This is a genomic window from Candidatus Desulfovibrio trichonymphae, assembly GCF_002355955.1.
GTDB lineage: Bacteria > Desulfobacterota > Desulfovibrionia > Desulfovibrionales > Desulfovibrionaceae > Desulfovibrio > Desulfovibrio trichonymphae.
Window position 1 is genome coordinate 58,677 of sequence record NZ_AP017368.1, and the last position, 18,945, is coordinate 77,621.

General features: G+C 56.3%; 15 protein-coding genes. 1 reads left to right on the forward strand and 14 read right to left on the reverse strand.

What is annotated here, in order from left to right; all coding sequences use genetic code 11:
* Positions 1-16: 16 nt before the first annotated feature.
* From pgl to RSDT_RS00365, 14 genes are all read right to left on the reverse strand, one after another.
* Positions 17-763, reverse strand: a complete 747-nt coding sequence (gene pgl / locus RSDT_RS00300) for a 6-phosphogluconolactonase (protein ID WP_096399103.1) — start codon at positions 761-763, stop codon at positions 17-19.
* A 222-nt stretch (positions 764-985) separates the two neighbouring features.
* The gene (frdD, locus tag RSDT_RS00305) at positions 986-1,339 is read right to left on the reverse strand and encodes a fumarate reductase subunit FrdD (protein WP_096399104.1); all 354 of its coding nucleotides are present in this window, start codon (positions 1,337-1,339) and stop codon (positions 986-988) included.
* A gap of 11 nt (positions 1,340-1,350) precedes the next feature.
* Entirely contained in the window at positions 1,351-1,710 is a 360-nt protein-coding gene (locus tag RSDT_RS00310; protein WP_096399105.1) for a fumarate reductase subunit C, read from the reverse strand.
* Positions 1,700-2,461 carry a succinate dehydrogenase/fumarate reductase iron-sulfur subunit gene (locus tag RSDT_RS00315; protein ID WP_096399106.1) on the reverse strand — a complete coding sequence of 254 codons (762 nt, stop codon included), beginning with the start codon at positions 2,459-2,461 and terminating at the stop codon, positions 1,700-1,702. The genes RSDT_RS00310 and RSDT_RS00315 overlap by 11 nt, the downstream gene beginning before the upstream one ends.
* On the reverse strand, positions 2,454-4,250 hold the full coding sequence (gene frdA, locus RSDT_RS00320) for a fumarate reductase (quinol) flavoprotein subunit (protein WP_096399107.1): 1,797 nt from the start codon (positions 4,248-4,250) through the stop codon (positions 2,454-2,456). The genes RSDT_RS00315 and frdA overlap by 8 nt, the downstream gene beginning before the upstream one ends.
* A gap of 33 nt (positions 4,251-4,283) precedes the next feature.
* Positions 4,284-5,597 (reverse strand): nickel-dependent lactate racemase family protein, encoded by a 1,314-nt coding sequence (locus RSDT_RS00325; protein WP_096399108.1) that lies wholly within the window; start codon positions 5,595-5,597, stop codon positions 4,284-4,286.
* Positions 5,598-5,657: 60 nt separating this feature from the next.
* Entirely contained in the window at positions 5,658-7,103 is a 1,446-nt protein-coding gene (locus RSDT_RS00330; protein WP_096399109.1) for an anion permease, read from the reverse strand.
* A 33-nt stretch (positions 7,104-7,136) separates the two neighbouring features.
* Positions 7,137-7,694, reverse strand: a complete 558-nt coding sequence (locus RSDT_RS00335; RefSeq protein WP_096399110.1) for a Fe-S-containing hydro-lyase — start codon at positions 7,692-7,694, stop codon at positions 7,137-7,139.
* 10 nt (positions 7,695-7,704) lie between these two features.
* Positions 7,705-8,550: a fumarate hydratase gene (locus RSDT_RS00340; RefSeq protein WP_096399111.1), complete on the reverse strand. Its 846-nt coding sequence runs from the start codon at positions 8,548-8,550 to the stop codon at positions 7,705-7,707.
* A gap of 153 nt (positions 8,551-8,703) precedes the next feature.
* Positions 8,704-11,853 carry an efflux RND transporter permease subunit gene (locus RSDT_RS00345; protein WP_096399112.1) on the reverse strand — a complete coding sequence of 1,050 codons (3,150 nt, stop codon included), beginning with the start codon at positions 11,851-11,853 and terminating at the stop codon, positions 8,704-8,706.
* Between the two features lie 32 nt (positions 11,854-11,885).
* Positions 11,886-13,139 (reverse strand): efflux RND transporter periplasmic adaptor subunit, encoded by a 1,254-nt coding sequence (locus RSDT_RS00350; RefSeq protein ID WP_096399113.1) that lies wholly within the window; start codon positions 13,137-13,139, stop codon positions 11,886-11,888.
* Between the two features lie 78 nt (positions 13,140-13,217).
* Positions 13,218-13,589 carry a copper-binding protein gene (locus RSDT_RS00355; protein ID WP_197702110.1) on the reverse strand — a complete coding sequence of 124 codons (372 nt, stop codon included), beginning with the start codon at positions 13,587-13,589 and terminating at the stop codon, positions 13,218-13,220.
* Positions 13,590-13,626: 37 nt separating this feature from the next.
* On the reverse strand, positions 13,627-15,039 hold the full coding sequence (locus RSDT_RS00360; RefSeq protein WP_096399114.1) for an efflux transporter outer membrane subunit: 1,413 nt from the start codon (positions 15,037-15,039) through the stop codon (positions 13,627-13,629).
* 129 nt (positions 15,040-15,168) lie between these two features.
* Positions 15,169-15,546 (reverse strand): hypothetical protein, encoded by a 378-nt coding sequence (locus RSDT_RS00365; RefSeq protein ID WP_145954785.1) that lies wholly within the window; start codon positions 15,544-15,546, stop codon positions 15,169-15,171.
* A gap of 574 nt (positions 15,547-16,120) precedes the next feature.
* Here RSDT_RS00365 and polA point away from each other — a divergent pair.
* A complete protein-coding gene (polA, locus tag RSDT_RS00375; protein ID WP_096399117.1) occupies positions 16,121-18,856 on the forward strand; it encodes a DNA polymerase I in 2,736 nt (911 codons plus the stop codon).
* The last annotated feature ends 89 nt before the right edge of the window (positions 18,857-18,945 follow it).

Below are 18,945 nucleotides of genomic sequence, written 5' to 3' on the forward strand. Positions count from 1 at the left end.
CGTCGTTGGGATTGGATTATTGACCTGTTGCGGCAGCCTCGTCCACAATCCAGATCAGATCTCCTACAACGGGCCGCACCATCTGGGCCGGCAGTGTGGGTTCGGCCAGCAGGTCGAGCGCCTTTGACAGCACGCTGTGTTTGTCCTTGCCATTGACAAGAAACATGCAGCAGCGGGCGTTGTTGATGACGGGCAGAGTCAGCGTCAGGCGGTCTGCCTTGCGTTCAGGGACATACTGGTCAATGACGAGGCGTTTTTTTTCGGCCAGAGCCGGAGACTTGGGAAAGATGGAGCCGGTGTGACCGTCATCGCCCATACCCAGCAGCATGAAGTCGAAACGCGGCAGTTCCTGCTGCGCCAGATTGAAGTCGTTGTGGATTTGCTCTTCGTATCTGACGGCTGCCTGAACCGGGTCTTCATCGCCGCGCATCCGAAAAAAATGTGTGGCAGGCACATGGGTTAAAAGTTCACGTCGTACTAGACCGTAGTTGCTTTCAGGGTGTTCCGGCCCCACACAGCGTTCGTCTACCCAGAAAAAGGTCATTTTGCCCCAGGGCAGATGGTCAACCCAGTCGTTTGCGACAAGCAGCCTGAACAGGGGAATGGGAGTTTGCCCGCCGGACAGGGCGATTTTGAATACGCCGCGTTCAGCCACGGCTTCCTCGCAGGCTGCGGCTAGTATGTGGGCGGCGCGTTCAGCCATGGCGGCGGGGTCTTTATGAATATACACTGAGAGATGGATGGAACGGCTGCGGCCTTGCATACATGGCTCCTTGCATTGAGGATGGCATGGCCAGTTATGGCACAGATATTCAGAGTAGAAAAGCTGTTTTTGATGCCATGTTGCTGTGGGGCATGCCCAGCAGCGCGAGGTTCACATTCGCCGGGAGAAAGAATAGTTGATTTTCTAGACCATTTCAAGAGTCAACTGCTTTAATTTATATTCTTTATGTGGGGCGCCCGGCGCCCCACATAAAGAATATTGTCAAAGGCGGCAGGCGAAAGCGCCGTACAGAGCGAGCACGGTTATAAGCAGCGCCGCCCCGTAGCAGACCAGCGGCAACTTCGACCAGTGCACCTTGAGATCATGCAGGGTGTGCACGAGACGATGCAGGCCGCTCCAGGCCGTCAACGCAATAAAGACAGCCAAGAAAAGACGGCCGATGAACGTGTCGAGAAAACGGTAAAAGACACCAGGCGTCGTTCCCTCGCCGAGATAGGGGTAAAGGATAAGCAGAGACAGAATAAGCGCAGGCGCGCAGACAGCGCCGAATGTTCCCCCTGCGCCGAACAGGGCCCAGAAGATGGGTTCATTGCTTCGTTTGATGTTGTCGTACATGGTTCCTCCGCCTATAGCAGCGACAGCGCCAGAACGAGAACGCTGAAGGCTATGGTTGCTGTTTGCAGACCTTTTATCAGAAAATCCAGTCTGGCTGCCGGCAGGTTGAGCGCCTTGGGAGTCAGCTCGAACCATGTCTTGCTGTGCAGAAGGGACGCCAGCAGGGCTGCCAGATTCAACAGATAGATAATCGGATTCTTGATCACGGTAGTGAAGGAAGCCGGCGCGAACAAGAAAAGAAGCAGGAGCAGGCTTATCCATATGCTGAACACACAAGTCCCTTCGCGTAGCATGTAAAAGCGATAGAAGGGATTTTTTTTCCACCACCAGCAATCCATTTCTCGTATATAGGGTTTGCGCTTAGTCGACATGAAATGCCTCCTTGTTTTTCTTGCAGTGGAGGACAGAACTCACAAAATTCAGAGCGCCCGCAACCTTGCATTGCTGGAGTGCCGCCGCCGGATCGACATGCTTGGGGCAGACCTCGGAACAATAGCCCACAAGCGTGCAGGCCCAGACCCCATTTTCGCTGTTTATATCCCGCATACGGTCGGCTTGTCCGCGGTCCCGGCTGTCAAGATTGTAACGGTGTCCGAGCGTAATGGCGCCCGGCCCGTAGAAAGCGGGGTTAAGCCCGAATTGCGGGCAGGCGGCATAGCACAGCCCGCAATTGATGCACAGGGCAAACTGATGATAGCGGGACATTTCTTCCGGAGTCTGCATATTGGGGCCGTCTTTCGGCTGACGGCTGTTGCCGATGATATACGGTTTGAGCGCTTGTATATATTCCAGAAAATGCGTGAGATCAACAACCAGGTCACGTTCCACAGGAAAGTTGGCCAAAGGTTCGACAGTTGCGCCGTCGGGGTAGTGTCTCAAGAAAGTCTTGCAGGCCAGTTTGGGCACGCCGTTGATCATCACGCCGCATGAGCCGCATATGGCCATGCGGCAGGAACTGCGAAAAGACAAATCAGAGCAGACGTTATCCTTGAGATATTGCAGAGCGTCCAGAAACGACGTTTGATCATCCCATGGCACTCCATAGGGAACAAAATGAGGCGTGCTGTCGTGTTCCGGCTCGTAACGCAGAATCTTGAGCAGCATTTTTTTCGCATCAGCCATTGCCCTTCTCCTTGTTTTGCTTGTCCTGAGAAGCGCCTTCCGCGCCATACACGCGCTTGGCCGGCGGCAGCTTGGTGATGTTGACAGGGCCGTATTCAATGCGCGGCGCAGAACCCTTTTTATAATAAGCGAGCGAATGTTTGAGGAAATTTTTGTCGTCGCGCGTCTTGCAGCTTTCGTCCAGACGCTGGTGAGCGCCGCGCGATTCCTTGCGCTGCATGGCGGAATGGGCCATGCCCTCGGCCACATCCAGACCGTAACCTATTTCAATCAGATTCAGCACGTCCGTGTTGAACACGGCGCTCGAATCAACAATGCCCACTTTTTTGATGCGGTCCTGCAACTCAGCGAGCTTGTTGATGGTTTTTTGCATAAGTTCTTCAGAGCGGTAAATGCCACAGCCGTCTTCCATGGCAAGACCCATTTCGTCGCGGATAACGGACCATTTTTCCTTGCCTTTCTGCCGCAGCAGGCCAGCGAAGCTCTTCTCCACATCCTTTGCCTGTGCGTCCAAAGCGGCGGCATTGCTTTTCACGCCTTCTCTGGAACGCATTACGGCGCCCTGCCCTGCAAGCGCGCCGAAAACCAGTATCTCTGCCAGCGAATTGGAACCGAGGCGATTGGCGCCGTGCATGCCCACCGAAGAGCATTCGCCCGCGGCGAACAATCCCTTGATAGAAGATTCACATTGTTGGTTGGTCGCTATGCCGCCCATAGTGTAGTGTGCCGTCGGACGCACTGGGATGGGGGCGTCAATGGGGTCAATGCCCATATATTCAATAGCCAGTTCACGAATCATGGGCAGGCGTTCCAGAATTTTTTCTCTGCCCAGATGGCGGATGTCCAACAGGGAGTAATCGCCCTGCGGGGAATGCACCATACGGCCGGCGCGCCATTCATGCCAGAATGCCTGGGAGACCTTATCGCGGGGGCCGAGTTCCATGAACTTGGGTTTCGGCTGCCCGAGCGGCGTTTCCGGCCCAAGGCCGTAATCCTGCAAATAGCGGTATCCGTCCTTGTTCAGCAGCACGCCGCCTTCACCGCGGCTTGCCTCGGTAATCAGAATGCCGGAACCGGGCAGCCCCGTGGGGTGGTACTGCACAAATTCCATATCGCGCAGGGCGACGCCGTGGCGATAGGCAATGCCCATGCCCTCGCCGGTGACGACACTTGCGTTTGTGTTGTATCTGTAGACCCGCCCCGCCCCGCCGGTGGCGAACACCACAGCGCCGGCGCGCACCTGCACAAGTTCCCCTTCAAGCATATTGAGCACGACAACGCCGGCGACGCGGCCGTCGTCCACCAGAATATCCAGCACAAAGTGCTCGTCCAGACGGCGTATCTGCGGATATTTCAGGGAAGTCTGAAACAGGGTGTGCAGAATGTGAAAACCGGTTTTGTCCGCCGCGAACCAAGTGCGGGCCACTTTCATGCCGCCGAAATTGCGCACGTTGATACTGCCGTCCGGTTTGCGGCTCCAGGGGCATCCCCACTGCTCCAGTTGAATCATCTCGTGCGGACACTGCTGGACAAAGTATTCCACCACATCCTGATCACAAAGCCAGTCGCCGCCTGAAACCGTGTCATTGAAATGCAGTTCCAGGGAATCGGTCTCCTGCCTGACGGCCGCTGAACCTCCTTCCGCCGCCACTGTATGACTGCGCATTGGATAGACTTTTGAAATCAGCGCAACAGTGAAGTCGGGATTATTCTTTGCCGCCTCAATGGCGGCACGAATGCCGGCGCCGCCGGCGCCCACAATAGCTATATCGACAGTAATGGTTTGCACTCTCAAAACCTCCAGAAAAAAAAGGTTGAGAAATCAGACTGAAACAAAAGGGTTTGGGCCAATAATGTCCTCCTTCTTATTTGCTTCACCGTCCACCGGCAGGGCCAGCGAACCGTCAGGCAGATAGGCCCACGACGCGTCCGTACCATACTTTGCAATAACGGCATCCACTGCCGCCTGCACGTTAGCGATTTTTTTTGTCCATATAAACGAGCTTTCATCCGCAGTCAGCGAAGACACCAGATACACTTCCTTTTCATTGGCAACCTTGGCAAAGCCATAAGCCTTGTGCCCGCCCAGCACAAAGTCGGCCTTGATTGCCCGCATGACTTTCGCCGGTTCCCAGCGACGGCGAATCCATTCTTCAAAAACGTCTTCTCCAAAGCCGTCCGGGCATTCAGCTGCGAGGATAATGGCCCCGTCTGAGCGGGTGATACGGTCGGCGTGGTCCAGCGCCTTCTGGGCCTGATACACGTTGATGTCGCGCGGGCGCCCGCCGGCACAGGTGACGGCTATATCCACCTGCCTGTCAAAAGGAGCTTCATACATGGAAGCGGAAACGTCAACAGCCTTGCGCCATGCCGCATGCACCTCGCCCGCCGCGACAAAGACGACTTCCTTTGCTTCGTTCGTGACCACGTTCAGGATAAAATCTACCCCCACCTGTTGGGCCGCCTCAATCATCTCGTTGCTCACCGGGTTTTTGTCTATGGGGGGCAAGGCATCCATGATTTCCACCATGCGCGCATGGTTTTTTTCCACCGTGCCCTTGGCGGCGAGCCCCGGCAGAATGGATTTGCGGCCGCCGGAATATCCTGCAAAATAGTGGGGCATGACCACGCCCAAGGTGATGAGAAAATCGGCCTCAACAGCCATGCGGTTCACAATGAACTCATAGCCTGATTTAAAAACGCTCAGTTTGACAAGGTTGGCTTCGTCGAAAGCGTTATGATTGATTATTTTAAAACGGCGCGTGATTTCCTCGCCATAGACCTCAAGGTTCTGTGCGTCGGTATGCGGCGCGTGGATACCGGTGGCGATGAGCAATGTAACCTGCTCATCCTTGATGCTGGCCTCGGCGAAAATCTCCAGCAAAGGCGGAAAAAGAACATCATACGGCGTGGGGCGGGTGATGTCGTTCACTACAACAATCACGGTTTGAGGTTTTTTTGCGCGCAACATGTCCAGCAGGGCGCGCGTACCGACAGGCTTCCTCAACACGCGCCGAGTTTCGCCGAGAGGGTCTGCCAGCCCTTTTTTGCTGCAGGGCTTGATGATTGCCGGTTTGATATTGTCGGGCAGGGTGAAAGACAATCTGGATGTGCCGTAAGCCAGTTCGTATTGCATTGTTTTTCACTCTTTATGCGATTACCATTCAGGGAGGCGGCGGATCGGGCAAGCGCCGCGTTACAATATTTTCGGGAACCAGAACATGGCAAACACGGCGTACACGGCAAAAAAGATGAAGCCGTAGACAGAGCCGAAAATCCAGAAGGTTTTTTTCTCAATGTAGCCGGTGTTGTAATACACCGGGCTCGGGCCGGTGCCGTAAGGCGTGAGTATTCCCATAATGCCGAGGCATCCGGCAAGCATCATGCCCAGAAGGCGGATGTCCACGCCAGGCACGGCAGCGCCGGTGGCCAGCAGCACGGGCATAAGCGCTGTTGTGTGTGCCGTGAGGCTGGCAAAGAAATAGTGGGAGAAGTAAAAGAGCGCCATAAGTCCAAAAAGAACGACAAAGGGACTCGATCCGGCAAGATAGTGCGCGAAGATCGCTCCCAGCCACTTGAGGAAGCCGACTTTTTCGAGACCGGATGCCATGGCCACCAGTGTGGCAAACCAGGTGAGGGTGTTCCAGGCGCTTTTGTTGGAAATAACATCGTTCCAGTTGATGACGTCGAAAATAACCATCAGGCAGAGCACCACCAAGGCCACCATAGTGGCGTTGAGAAGCTTGCTTCCGAAAATCCACAGCACCAGCGCAATGAAGGCCATTATGGCCATCATAATTTCCTGCCGCGTGATAGGGCCGATCTTTTCCAGTTCGCCGCCGGCCCATTTGGGAGTTTCGGCAAAGGTCTTTTGGGTCGGCGGATAAATAACATAGGTGAGAAGCGGAACCAGTATGAACAGGATAACGCCCGCGGGCAGCATGCACCAGAACCAGTCCATCCAGGTTATGGACACGGCGGCGGCGTCCACGCCCGGCGTCTTGCCGATAAGCGACAGGGCCAGCAGGTTCGGGGCGAGCCCTGTGAAAAACATGGAAGATGTGACGGAAGTAGTGGCAATACAAATCCACATGAGATAGGCGCCGATTTTGCGCGGTTCGTTTTCCGGAAAGGAGCCGTACATGGGCGGAATGTTTTTGACAACAGGATAGACGGAGCCGGCGCTGCGCGCGGTGTTGGAGGGGATAAAAGGCGCCAGAACCAAATCCGCGAGGGCTGTGGCGAAGCCCAGCCCGAGGGCCTTGCCGCCGAGCTTTTTCATGAGAAGCAGGGCAATGCGTTTGCCGAGACCTGTTTTTTCATAGCCCATGGCGAACATGTAGGCAACGAAAATGAGCCACACTGTGCTGTCGACAAAACCAGACAGCGTGAAGCCCAAGGATTGGCCGAGCGTGGCCACTTTGCCGTTCGGCCCGGGGACAAGACGCAAGGCGCCGGCCAAGGTACAGCCGATGAGGCCGACGGCCGAGTTCGGCAATGGTTCCAGAATCAAGGCGAGAATCACGCCCAGAAATATGCCCAGATAGCGCATGGCGTTTGCCGTGAGGCCGTCCGGCACCGGCAACAGCCATATAATCACCGTGACAGCAATAGGCAGAATAGCTTTCATTTTGTTGTTCATAGGCACTCCGGTTAAAATAATGTTGTCTGCAGACTAGATCTCCTGATACGGAGCCTGCCCCTGCGTATAATAATTATTCCCTTCGGAATCAATGACAACAATAGCTGGAAAATCAACAACTTCCATTGCCGCGACAGCTTCAGGTCCCAGTTCTTCATATGCGAGCACGGTATATTTTTTGATGGATCGGGCAATGAGCGCTCCAACGCCGCCCACGGCGGCAAGATAGGGTACACCGTATTTTTTCATGGCTTCAACGACTTCCGGCTTGCGATATCCTTTGCCTATCATGCCCTTGAGCCCCTGCCCCATAAGAGTTGGGGTGTAGGCGTCCATGCGTCCCGATGTCGTCGGCCCGGCGGATCCGATGGGGTGCCCCGGTTTGGCGGGCGTGGGGCCGACATAGTAGACAACGGCGCCTTTTAGATCCACCGGCAGCTTTTCGCCGCGCTGCAGAGTTTCAACAAGTCGTTTGTGTGCGGCGTCTCGGGCGGCAATAATGGTGCCGGTCACAAGCACGCTGTCGCCAGCGCGCAGGGAACGGGCGGTGGCGTCGTCGAAAGGAGCGGTGATTCGTTTTGGTTGTGACATGGAGGCCTCCTTACAAAATGACTTCCGCATGACGGGCGGCATTGCAGTTGATGTTGACGGCGACAGGCAGGCAGGCGATGTGGGTAGGATACCATTCCACATTGACCTTGATGGCCGTTGTTTTGCCGCCAAGGCCCGCTGGGCCTATTCCTGTTTTGTTGACAAGACCGAGCAGTTCTTCTTCGAGGGCCGCATAGCGGGGATCAGAATTTTTTGATTTGATGTCCCGCGCACAGGCCCGTTTGGCACAAAGGCAGGCTATTTCCATGTTGCCGCCTATGCCGACGCCGACGACCATGGGGGGGCAGGAGTTTGGCCCTGCCGCCTTGACGGCCTCGATAACAACTTTCTTCATCCCCTCAATGCCGTCCGCGGGGACAAGCATTTTCAGCACGCCCTTGTTTTCCGAGCCTGCCCCCTTGGGGGCGAGACGCAGACGCAGGGCGTCGCCCGGCACAATACGGATGTGGATAATAGCAGGGGTGTTGTCTTTGGTGTTTTTGCGTTCAAAAAGAGGCTCGGCAACGGCGGATTTACGCAAGTATCCGTCAACATAGCCCCGGCGCACGCCTTCATGGATTGCCGCTTCAAAGGCGCCGCCGCTGATGTGCACCTCTTGCCCGAGTTCGACAAAGACAACGGCAAGGCCGGTATCCTGGCAGATAGGCATGGTTTCTTTGTGCGCGATATCGGCGTTTTCCACAAGCTGGCCGAGCACATCTCTCCCCACCGGAGAGGGTTCGGTATCCAGCGCTTTTTTAAAACTGCCGTAAACATCATCAGGTAAAATACAGTTTGCCTTGATTGCCAGTTCGGCAACCGCTTTTGTAATGGCCTTGGACGTTATCTCCCGCATGGTGGCTTCCTCCCTGACAGCATGGGCTATCGGCTATACGGACATATGTTGAAATACAGCATATTTTTTATGACTATAAAAAAAACCCGGCAACATGTCCATAGATTTCGAACACGCTTCGGCAATTAAAAATTATTTTGTCAGTAGACATTGTCAGACATAACGTTTGCGCAGCAGGGAGAAGGTCAGCATGAGTTTATACGCTGCGGGCAGAATAAACATGGAAAGCATGGAGGCGCTTATCATGCCGCCGAACATGGGTGCCGCGATGCGCGTCATGATTTCGTAACCCGTGCCGGTGCTCCAGAAAATGGGCAGCAGGCCAGCAATCGTGGTGATGACCGTCATGGCCTTCGGTCTTACCCGCAGCACGGCCCCGTGGTGGATGGCTCTGTCAATCTCCTGTATTGTCGCCGTGTCGGGAGAATGCAGCCCCGACGAGTCCTGTACGGCATGTTTCAGATAAACAAGCATGACCACACCGAACTCCGCCGCCAGACCTGCCAGGGCGATGAAGCCGACGCCGGAAGCCACGGACATGGCGTAGTCCTGCATATACATGAACCATATGCCCCCCACCAGCGAAAAGGGCAGGCACAGCATGATGACCAGCGATTCCTTCACGCTTCTGAATTCCAGATAGAGCAGCATAAAAATAATCAGCAGCGCGGCCGGAACCATGAGCGCAAGGCGCGCGTTGGCCCGTTCCATCATTTCATACTGGCCGGTGAAGGAGCAGCTTATGCCGGCCGGCAATGTCGCCTGCTCGCGTATGGCCATGTCAAGATCGCGTACCACGGAAAGCATGTCGCGTCCCCTGGAATCAATGTACACCCAGCTTGTCAGACGCCCCTGTTCGCTTTTCAGCATGGTCGGACCGGAAATCATTTTGATGTCGGTCACATCGCCTAATGTCGCCTGCCGCCCCGTAGGCGTCAATATGGGCATAGCGCGCAGCGCGGCCACACTGTCACGGTATGACTGCTGATACCGCAGGTTAATGGGATACCGCGCGAGGCCCTCCACGGTCTCTCCGATATTTTCACCACCCACAGCCGAAGAGACGAAAAGATGCACATCCGCCACGTTCATGCCGTAACGAGCGGCATGTTCGCGCTTGACCTCAATGTTCACATACCTGCCGCCGGTCAGATCCTCGGCCAGGGCGGTGACGACGCCGGGCACGGTTTTGGCGATATTCTGGACAGCGACGGCCGCTTCTGCGATTTTGGCCATATCCGCGCCGGAGACCTTGACCGCTATGGGACTTTTGACCCCGGTGGAAGTCATGTCAATACGGTTGCGTATGGGCGGCACCCACAAATTGGCAACGCCGGGCAGACGTACCGCGGCGTCAAGCTCATCAATAATCTTCTCCGGCGTCATGCCTTTACGCCATTCCTTTTCCGGCTTCAGCCGAATACTTGTCTCCAGCATTTCCATGGCAGCAGGGTCTGTGGCCGTCTCAGCCCGTCCCGCTTTGCCGAATACGCCGGCTACTTCCGGCACCGTCATGATGAGTTTGTCTGTTGTCTGGAGGATGGCGGTCACCTCTCCGACGGCTATGCCCGGCAGAGTGGAGGGCATGTACAGAATGTCCCCCTCGTCCATGCGGGGCAAAAATTCTCCGCCGAGCCGCGAGAGAGGCCAGAGAGCGGACAAGAACGCCAGCAGCGCGACTGCCAGCGTGGTTTTTGGCCGGCGCAGCACAATGGTGATGGCCGGATGATATATGGCTATGAGAAAACGGCTTATGGGGTTGCTCTCTTCAGATGGAATTCTGCCGCGCACCCACAGGCCGGTCAGGACAGGTATGACCGTCACGGAGAGGAGCGCAGCCCCGCCCATAGCGTATAATTTTGTGAGCGCCAGAGGTCTGAAAAGTCTCCCTTCCTGTCCTTCAAGCGCAAATACGGGAATAAATGACAGCGTGATGATTAAAAGGCTGACAAACAGGGCCGGCCCCAGCTGCACCGCCGCTTCCGTTATGATTTTCCAACGCTGCTCGTCCGTCAGTGAAGCGCCGGGCGAATCCTTTTTCCATTGCTCCAGCTTTTGGTGCGTGTTTTCAACCATAACCACCGAAGCGTCCACCATTGCGCCCACGGCAATGGCAATGCCGCCCAGGGACATGATGTTGGCGCTGACGCCCTGATAATACATGATGATAAAGGAGATGAAGAGGGCCAGAGGCAGAGAGAGAACAGCCACCATGGCCGAGCGCAGATGCAGGAGAAACAGGGCGCAGACAATTGCCACAACGATGAATTCTTCCCGCAGGTTTGAAGTGAGGTGCGCCACGGCCCGTTCTATAAGCCCGCTGCGGTCGTATGTTGTGATGATTTCCACGCCTTCCGGCAGACTGCGCTTCAGCCTCTCCAGTGCAATCTTCACATCCCCGATCACCTTGCGCGCGTTTTTTGCGGAGCGCATGATCACAATGCCGCCCGCGACTTCCCCTTCGCCGTCCAGTTCCGCTATTCCCCGACGCATTTCCGGGCCAAGCCGTGTGGCCGCCACATCCTTGAGATAGACAGGGGTGCCGTCTTCTGATGTTTTTAATACAATTTTTTTAAAATCATCAATATGCTGCAGATAACCTCCGACCCGAATCATATATTCCGCCTCAGCCTGTTCAATAACAGAACCGCCGCTTTCTTGATTGGACCCGCCCACCGCCGATTTAATGGCGGACAGGGTAACGCCGTACTGCGCCATTTTCACAGGGTCGGCCGCGATCTGATATTGTTTGACCATGCCTCCCACTGAAGCCACTTCCGCCACGCCCGGCACGGCACTCAGTTCGAATTTGAGCAGCCAGTCCTGAATGGAGCGCAGTTCTGAGATATCGTGCCTGCCGCTTCTGTCGACAAGAGCGTATTCAAAAATCCACCCCACGCCAGTGGCGTCCGGGCCAAGGGCCGGGCTGACCCCGGCCGGAAGCCTGCCCTGCGTCTGATTCAGATATTCCAACACCCTGCTGCGCGCCCAGTACAGATCTGTTCCGTCTTCAAATATGACGTACACGAAAGAGTCGCCGAAGGACGAATAGCCGCGCACGCTTTTTGCGCCGGGCACTGAAAGCATGGCTGTGGTCAGCGGATAGGTGACCTGATTTTCAATCAGTTGCGGCGCCTTGCCCGGGTACGGCGTTCTGATGACAACCTGCGTGTCGGAAAGATCCGGCAGGGCGTCCACAGGCGTGTGGCGTATGGCCCATATCCCCCATACACTGAGTATTGCGGCTCCGATCAGCACAAAAAAGCGGTTGTTCATGCAGGAACGGATAACGGAAGCAATCATGACGCACCGGCCTTTTCAATAAGTTTGCAGTTTTAGTGCCCGGCATGTTCCGCCGCGCCGGATGCCGCGTTTTTGCGCATCCTGCCCAGAGCGGCGCGCAGATTTGCCTCGGAGTCAATAAGGAAGATGCCGGAAACAACCACCTCGTCACCGGCTTCAACGCCGGAGGCAATGGCCGTCATTTCCCCTGAGGAACGTAAAACCCGCACCAGTTTCGGAACAAAGGAACCGTCGGACGCCCGCGTGACGACGCGCTGCTCGTCGCCTAGATCAATGAGGCTTTGTGTGGGGATGAGCAGTGCCTCCTCCCCGCTGGCGCGCAGGCGTATGTATGCTGTCATGCCTGGCCTGAGCATGCCTTCCTCATTGGCGACGCTGACGCGCAGCGGCACTGTGCGCGTTGCCTGATCGGCTTTGGAGAGCAGCGTGAAGGAATCGGCGTGGAAAACTTTTTCAGGATACGCCTGAACGGTGACGCGTATCCTGCTGCGCCCGCTCACCAGATGGATGTCGCTTTCAGGCACGTCGGCCGTGACCCATACCGGATTTGTTCCCTGTATGGTTGCGATGGTCATGTTTTTGTTGACGTTCATGCCGGGGTAAACGTCAAGCCCGGTAATAACGCCGGCAACCGGGGCTTTCAGCATCATGCGGGTTTGTACCCGGCCTGTTTTGTCAACCGCGGCAAGCATTTCTTCGGGCATCCCGGTGAGGCGCATTCTTTCGCGCACGCCGCTCACAATCTGCGCGTCGGCCTGCTGGCTTTTCAGCAGCAGATATTCGCTCTGGTCGGAAGCCCAGGCCGGAACCGTGATTTCCGCCAGAACTTCTCCCCGCTGTATGAGATTCCCCACGGCGAAAGAACGGATTGTTTCCACAAAGCCTTCCGCGCGCGGCTGAACCTTGGCAAGCTGATAATCATTGTATTCCACATTGGCGGGTATGTCGCGCGCGAACGACAGTGCGCCGCGCTGCACTGTCGCGGTGCGTACGCCGAGGTTCTGCACCTGGGCCGGGTCAATGCGTATGCCTGTTCCGTCTCCGCCGTCGGCGTAACGCGGAACCAGATCCATATCCATAAACGGAGATTTGCCGGGTTTGTCAAAATGGGTGCCCGGATACATGGGATCATACCAGTACAGAACCTTCCGTTCCTGCGCCTCCTCCTCCTTTTGCGCGGCGCCTGAGATGGCATCCGTCGTTTTGTGTGGCCCCGCCAGGCCATAGCCCAGAACGGCTCCCACTGAAAGGCACGTCAGAAACAAAAGTATGCTTTTAGGCGACATGGCTGCCCTCCTTGCTGCCGCTCCGCATCCGGCGGCACAGCCGCCGGATGGCGCGAGCCGTTGGAACGGATGTGGTGATTACTTGCGGGCCTCAATGTCCACAATGATGTATGTCTTTCCTGCATTGCGGAAATCAAAACGCGCCTTGTCGCCCGCCTTCACCTCTTCCGCCAGTGATGCGTCCTTAAAAACAAAATCCATGGTCATGGCGGGCCAGCCGAGAGCCGGCACGGGCTCATGGGCTATCGTGATTTTCCGCGCGACTTTGTCCACGCTTTTCACCACGCCCGCGGCGGTGTATACTTGGCCGTTGCTCCCGTCCGCTTTCATCTCCATGCCGGGTACGCCGTGAGCGGAGTGCGGGTCGTGTTTCGCCGTCGCCGGAAATACAAAAGCAGCCGCAAAGATAAAGAAAAATACAGAAGTGGTGTAGAAAAAACGCATGTTCATGGTGTGTCCCCTGTTATCAGTGTTATTAAAATTCATGCTATTGTGCGATGGAGGACGTTTCATGCAGACCACCGCCCAGGGCGCTGTAAAGATTGATGTCGTTGACAAGCTGATCGCGCCGTATGTTCAGCAGGTCCTGTTCCGCCTGGAACACGTTGCGCTGAGCGTCCAGCACTTCCAGATAGCTCGCGGCGCCGCTGATATAGCGTTGTGTCGCTAGATCAAGCACAACACGCTGCGAGTCAAGGTAATGCCCCTGCGCGGCGAAGCGGCGGGCAAGGGCGGCTTTTGTCATCAGGCCGTCCGCCGCCTCACGAAACGCGGTTTGAACGGTCTTTTCATACTGGATCACGGTACTCCGCCTGCGCACCTCGGCCAGCTCCAGATCCGACTGGTTGCGTCCGGCGGTGAATATGGGCAACGTCACCTGCGGCACAAACGACCATATAGACGTCGGGGCGGCGAAGAGCGTTTGCAGGTCGTTGCTCATGTACCCCAGATTGCCCGTGAGCAAGATGCTCGGGAAAAACGCCGCTCTGGCCGCGCCGATGTCCGCATTCGCCGCGCGCAGGACATGCTCTGCCCGCATGACGTCCGGTCGTTCCAGCAACACGGCGGACGGGATTGTGTGCGGCAATTCCGTGAAAACCTGCTCTGTGAGGGATGTCGCCGACGGCAGTTCCGTTTTTTCAAAACGGCCGAGCAAAAGGGTCAACGCGTTCCGCGTTCTGGTCACTTCAGTCTGCCGCTGGGCAAGCGTGGTTGCGGCAAATTCGACAAAGCCGCGCGCCTGTTCCAGATCCAGCAGCGACGATTGACCGGACCGCACCCGATTTTCAATGAAGGCATAGGACCCGCGGCGGCTTTCGAGTGTGCGCTCAGCCAGGTGCAGACCTTCGCGGGCCAGACGTTCGTCCAGATACGCCTGGGCCACCTGAGAGACGAGGGCTATTCTGACGGCCTTCTCCGCTTCCCCGCTTGCCAGATATTGCTGCAGGGCTGATTCGCTCAGGCTTTTCAAACGGCCGAACAAATCAATCTCAAAAGCCGGCAGCGCGATCGCGGCTGTTCCTTTTTCATCGGCGACTGAAGACTTGAATTCGCCGCCGTAGGCGTCGGAACTCTCCACCTTCAGTTGCGGAACGCGTTCGGAATTCCGCACTCCGTACTGCGCACCGGCTTCGGCCACGGCGAGCGCCGCCAGCTTCATATCCCGGTTATTCTGTATGCTGACGGAAATAAGCTCTTTTAGCCGCTCATCCTTATAAAAATCACGCCAGCCGATGCGTTGCACGTTCACAGAAACGCCGGACGCATCCAGAGTGTCTTCCGTTGTCAGAGTCGCCGGCACCGGCATTGTCGGCCTGTTGTATTCCGGCGCAAGCGAGCAGGCCACAAGCGACAGCGCAAGCAGACAAAGACCTGCAGCACGGATGTATACATCCATCATGGTGCACCGCCTGTAGAGGGTTGCGGCGAAGACGGTTCAAAATCCGCACAGAAAGCTGGCTGAACGCCGTTGCGGAAGTTGCAACCGGTTGTGCCACAGAAACGCGCCAAGAGTCACAGAGAGACGGGTTCACGCCCGTGACGGGCGGCTATCTCCTTCTTGCGGGGCACTGCGTGGAGGACGAAACAGGGCGTCGGCGTAGGCGGGCGTCACGCAGCCGTCGGAAGTGGCGAGCGGCGTGGATTCAGCGTGAAGATGGAAAAATTTGAAGTGAAGCGTGAGCGCAGGAATTTTGGACGGGAAACATATTTTCATTGTGCAGGGTTTGTCCGCAGATGTCTTGTGTCTGGCCGCGGCGTGCCCGGTGCCGTCTTGCTTGCCGGCGCCCGTCAGGAATGTGTCGCACGCGGAGCATGAGGAACACGCATGCCCAGCGACAGGACTCAGCCAAACGGCGGCCAGCATGACAATCAAGGTTCTGGCGATCACGTTCATCTGCTGCTGCATTGTTCACAGCCTGATTCAGTCGTCCGGCCAGCACGCCGGGCGCGGTGAAATTGTTTCAGATCCTGGCGACGCCCCGCGGCTTCCGCCCCGCGGGCGGCCACCTGTGCCGTCAGCTCGGCGATGGCGTCACTATTGATTGAGATTATAATAATTAAATTTTCTTTTGAGTGCAAGCATTTTTGCGTCCCTTGAACAGGATTTGGCGGGCCAAACAGGAATTGATGGGATAGACAGCGCCCCGATATAATCGATAACCTGTGCAGGCAACCAATCGGTAACAGACGTCACCCGGAAGGGGCGCTAAAAAGGAGGCGGGTCATGGGGAGTAGTGATAGCCCGTAGCGACTTCCAGGTGTCTTCTCCATAGATTGTGCGCAAGCAGCATACGGTCTTTTCCAGGGCTGACCGACTCCTTTTTTTATTTGAACGAGATGTGTGTTTCTGTATCAACAGAGAGGCGGCATGAGCGAATCCACAACCACAAGATTGATTGCCTCAAAAGAAAGGATATGAAAAATTCAAGGGTATGAACACTCCTGCGCATCCCAAACAAAGACACCCGAGGCTGGTCGACATGCCGCTGAAAGATCGTCTGAACCTCGCCGCTGACCCCATATTTCTGATGGACGGCTCAGCCTTCATTTATCGGGGATTTTTCGCCAACCAGAACCTGCGGCGTTCGGACGGGTTCCCCACAGGCGCGCTTGTGCTGTTAACCCGGCTTTTACTGCGCATTTTATGCAAGGAAAAACCGCGCCACCTGCTTTTCATACGGGACGGCAAGGGCAAAAACTTCCGGCACGAGATATACCCACTGTACAAGGCCAACCGCGAAGCCATGCCGGAAGATCTGGTCATGCAGCTCGACCCTATTGAACGCATGGTGCGCGCTTTGGGACTGAACCTCGAAATCTCACAGGGCTGCGAGGCGGACGACTGTATTGCCTCTCTGGCGGCCCGTTTTTCTGCGGAACATCCGGTGATCATCGTCGGCGGTGACAAAGATCTAAAACAATGTCTCTCCCGGCGGGTTTTTCTATGGGATCCCGCGGGAAAAGACGAAAATTTGATAACGGAAACCGATTTCCGGGACGAAAACGGTGTCAGCCCCGCCCAGTGGCCTGACGTGCAGGCTCTGCTGGGCGATACGAGCGACAATATTCCCGGCGTGCCTGGCATAGGCCCCAAAGCGGCGAAACAGATATTTGAGGTTTGCAGCAGCCTTGAAGAAATACGCGCCGGCTTTTCCCGGCTGCCGCCGAAATTCCGGAGCAAGCTGTGCGGGCATTTGGACAAGGCCTTCATCTGGCGCAGGTTGACAACATTGTCGCTGACCGTCTGTGCAGATATGACTCTTGAGGGTATGCTCGTGCGGCCGATAAACGCGTTGGAATGTCGATCGCTGACAGACGAATTTGAACTCGTTGTCCTGCGTCGGGAAATGGAAAATTTGCTGCGCCTTCAACAGTCGGCGGCATCTCCTGAAACGCCCGCGCTGCCGCCGCCGAATCGCGAGAAAAGCGCCACAAAAAACACGACAAAACGCCCAGCCCCGCACGCAAGAAAAGAAAAGCAGACCAACCTGCTGGATATGGCGGATCCTACGCCTACGTTGCCCGCAACAGAGGCGTCTGCTCTTGCGGATTTGCCGTACTGCGTCGACCGCACTGTCGTTCTGCTCTGGTCCGGCGTCACGGGAGAACCCTTGCGTATTGCCGTGGGCGGTGCGTGGCGGGACGATCAGCATGCGCCTGCAACCGCCCCGTTACAGGAATTTGCATGGGCAGCCGACCCAACAACGCTTGCGCCCTGGCTTTCCGGAGCCGGCCGTCTGGTCTGCACGGATTTCAAAATTCTGCTGCGCAACGGAATATGCCGCGCATATCCGTCCTGCGCATCGCCGCCCTGCTTTGACTTGGGACTCGCCGCATGGTTGCTGAACCCTGAAGACAACGACTATTCCTGGCCCCGGCTGAAAGCCCGCTTCGGTGCCGGCCTGCAAAGGGACACAGTCGGCCCGGCGGGTCTTGCTCTTGCTGTGGCCAAAATCCTGCAAACGCGTCTTGTCCAAAACAACCTTGATGGCCTTTACGCGGAGATGGAACTGACTTTGACGCCGGTGCTGGCCGCAATGGAAGAACGCGGCGTGGCGATTGACGCAACGGCTTTTCAAACCTTCCTCGTCGATGTGCAAACTGAGATCAACAACCTCACAGCGAAAATCTATTCAACGGCAGGTACATCCTTCAATCTGCGTTCAGCGCGACAGCTGGGTGAAACGCTCTTTAATGTGTTGCACCTTCCTGCGTCGCGCAAAACCAGAGGTGGGCAGGCATCCACCTCGCAGGAAACGTTGGAAAAGCTGGCCGGACGTCACACAGTGGTGGATCTTGTTTTACAATTCCGCAAACTCGAAAAAATACGTTCCACATATCTGGAGCCCTTGCCGCGCCTTGTGGATCAGGCAGGACGCCTGCACACCACCTTCAATCAAAAAGGCACAGCCACAGGACGCCTTTCATCCAGCAACCCCAATCTGCAGAATATTCCCGTGCGGGGGACTCTCGGCAAACGCATGCGCGCATCGTTTATCGCCGCGCCGGCGCACACGCTTGTCTGCGCCGACTATTCCCAGATAGAATTGCGTGTGCTTGCGCACATGTCACAAGACGCAACGCTGCTTGACGCCTTTCACAACAATGAAGACATTCATGCCCGCACTGCGGCGTTGATATATGATCTGCCGCAGGACAAGGTGAGTCGGGACGAGCGGCGTAACGCCAAAACAATCAATTTTGGCCTGATCTACGGCATGGGCGCGCAAAAACTGGCAAGAGATCTCAAAATAGCCGCCGCAGAGGCCAAAGATTTTATTGCCCGCTACTTTGCACACCTCACCGGTCTGAAAGCATTTTACGACAACGTGGAACGTCTTGCCAAACAACAGGGTTTCGTCAGCACATTGGGCGGACGCCGCCGCTTTTTGCCGAGCATACATTCAGCAAACGACCAAGCTTTTGCGCTTGCGCGCCGTCAGGCCATCAACACGATGATACAGGGCTCCGCGGCGGATATCATCAAGCTGGCCATGCTGGCTGTGGACAACGACACGGAGCTGGCGAGCATGCACGCCCATCTGCTTTTGCAGGTGCACGATGAACTGCTGCTCGAAGTTCCGGAGGAAAAAGCGCAGGCCGCAGGCGCGCGAACAGCCGCACTGATGGCTGCCGTCGCGCCCGCAGGCGCGGAACTCTCCGTGCCTCTCGCGGTGGACTGGGGCGTGGGGCGAAACTGGGCAGAAGCCCATTAGAACTTGTCCGCAAAACGGCAAGTTTTTTGTGTCAGCCGCGGACATGGATGTCTACGGTATGATTCGGCCGGAGTTCAAGCAGGCGCGTC

Bases quoted from the DNA above. Each gene is read 5' to 3' on its own strand.
- pgl (WP_096399103.1), bottom strand. From the start codon at position 763: ATGCAAGGCCGCAGCCGTTCCATCCATCTCTCAGTGTATATTCATAAA.
- frdD (WP_096399104.1), bottom strand. From the start codon at position 1,339: ATGTACGACAACATCAAACGAAGCAATGAACCCATCTTCTGGGCCCTG.
- RSDT_RS00310 (WP_096399105.1), bottom strand. From the start codon at position 1,710: ATGTCGACTAAGCGCAAACCCTATATACGAGAAATGGATTGCTGGTGG.
- RSDT_RS00315 (WP_096399106.1), bottom strand. From the start codon at position 2,461: ATGGCTGATGCGAAAAAAATGCTGCTCAAGATTCTGCGTTACGAGCCG.
- RSDT_RS00325 (WP_096399108.1), bottom strand. From the start codon at position 5,597: ATGCAATACGAACTGGCTTACGGCACATCCAGATTGTCTTTCACCCTG.
- RSDT_RS00330 (WP_096399109.1), bottom strand. From the start codon at position 7,103: ATGAACAACAAAATGAAAGCTATTCTGCCTATTGCTGTCACGGTGATT.
- RSDT_RS00335 (WP_096399110.1), bottom strand. From the start codon at position 7,694: ATGTCACAACCAAAACGAATCACCGCTCCTTTCGACGACGCCACCGCC.
- RSDT_RS00340 (WP_096399111.1), bottom strand. From the start codon at position 8,550: ATGCGGGAGATAACGTCCAAGGCCATTACAAAAGCGGTTGCCGAACTG.
- RSDT_RS00345 (WP_096399112.1), bottom strand. From the start codon at position 11,853: ATGATTGCTTCCGTTATCCGTTCCTGCATGAACAACCGCTTTTTTGTG.
- RSDT_RS00350 (WP_096399113.1), bottom strand. From the start codon at position 13,139: ATGTCGCCTAAAAGCATACTTTTGTTTCTGACGTGCCTTTCAGTGGGA.
- RSDT_RS00355 (WP_197702110.1), bottom strand. From the start codon at position 13,589: ATGAACATGCGTTTTTTCTACACCACTTCTGTATTTTTCTTTATCTTT.
- RSDT_RS00360 (WP_096399114.1), bottom strand. From the start codon at position 15,039: ATGATGGATGTATACATCCGTGCTGCAGGTCTTTGTCTGCTTGCGCTG.
- RSDT_RS00365 (WP_145954785.1), bottom strand. From the start codon at position 15,546: ATGCAGCAGCAGATGAACGTGATCGCCAGAACCTTGATTGTCATGCTG.
- polA (WP_096399117.1), top strand. From the start codon at position 16,121: ATGCCGCTGAAAGATCGTCTGAACCTCGCCGCTGACCCCATATTTCTG.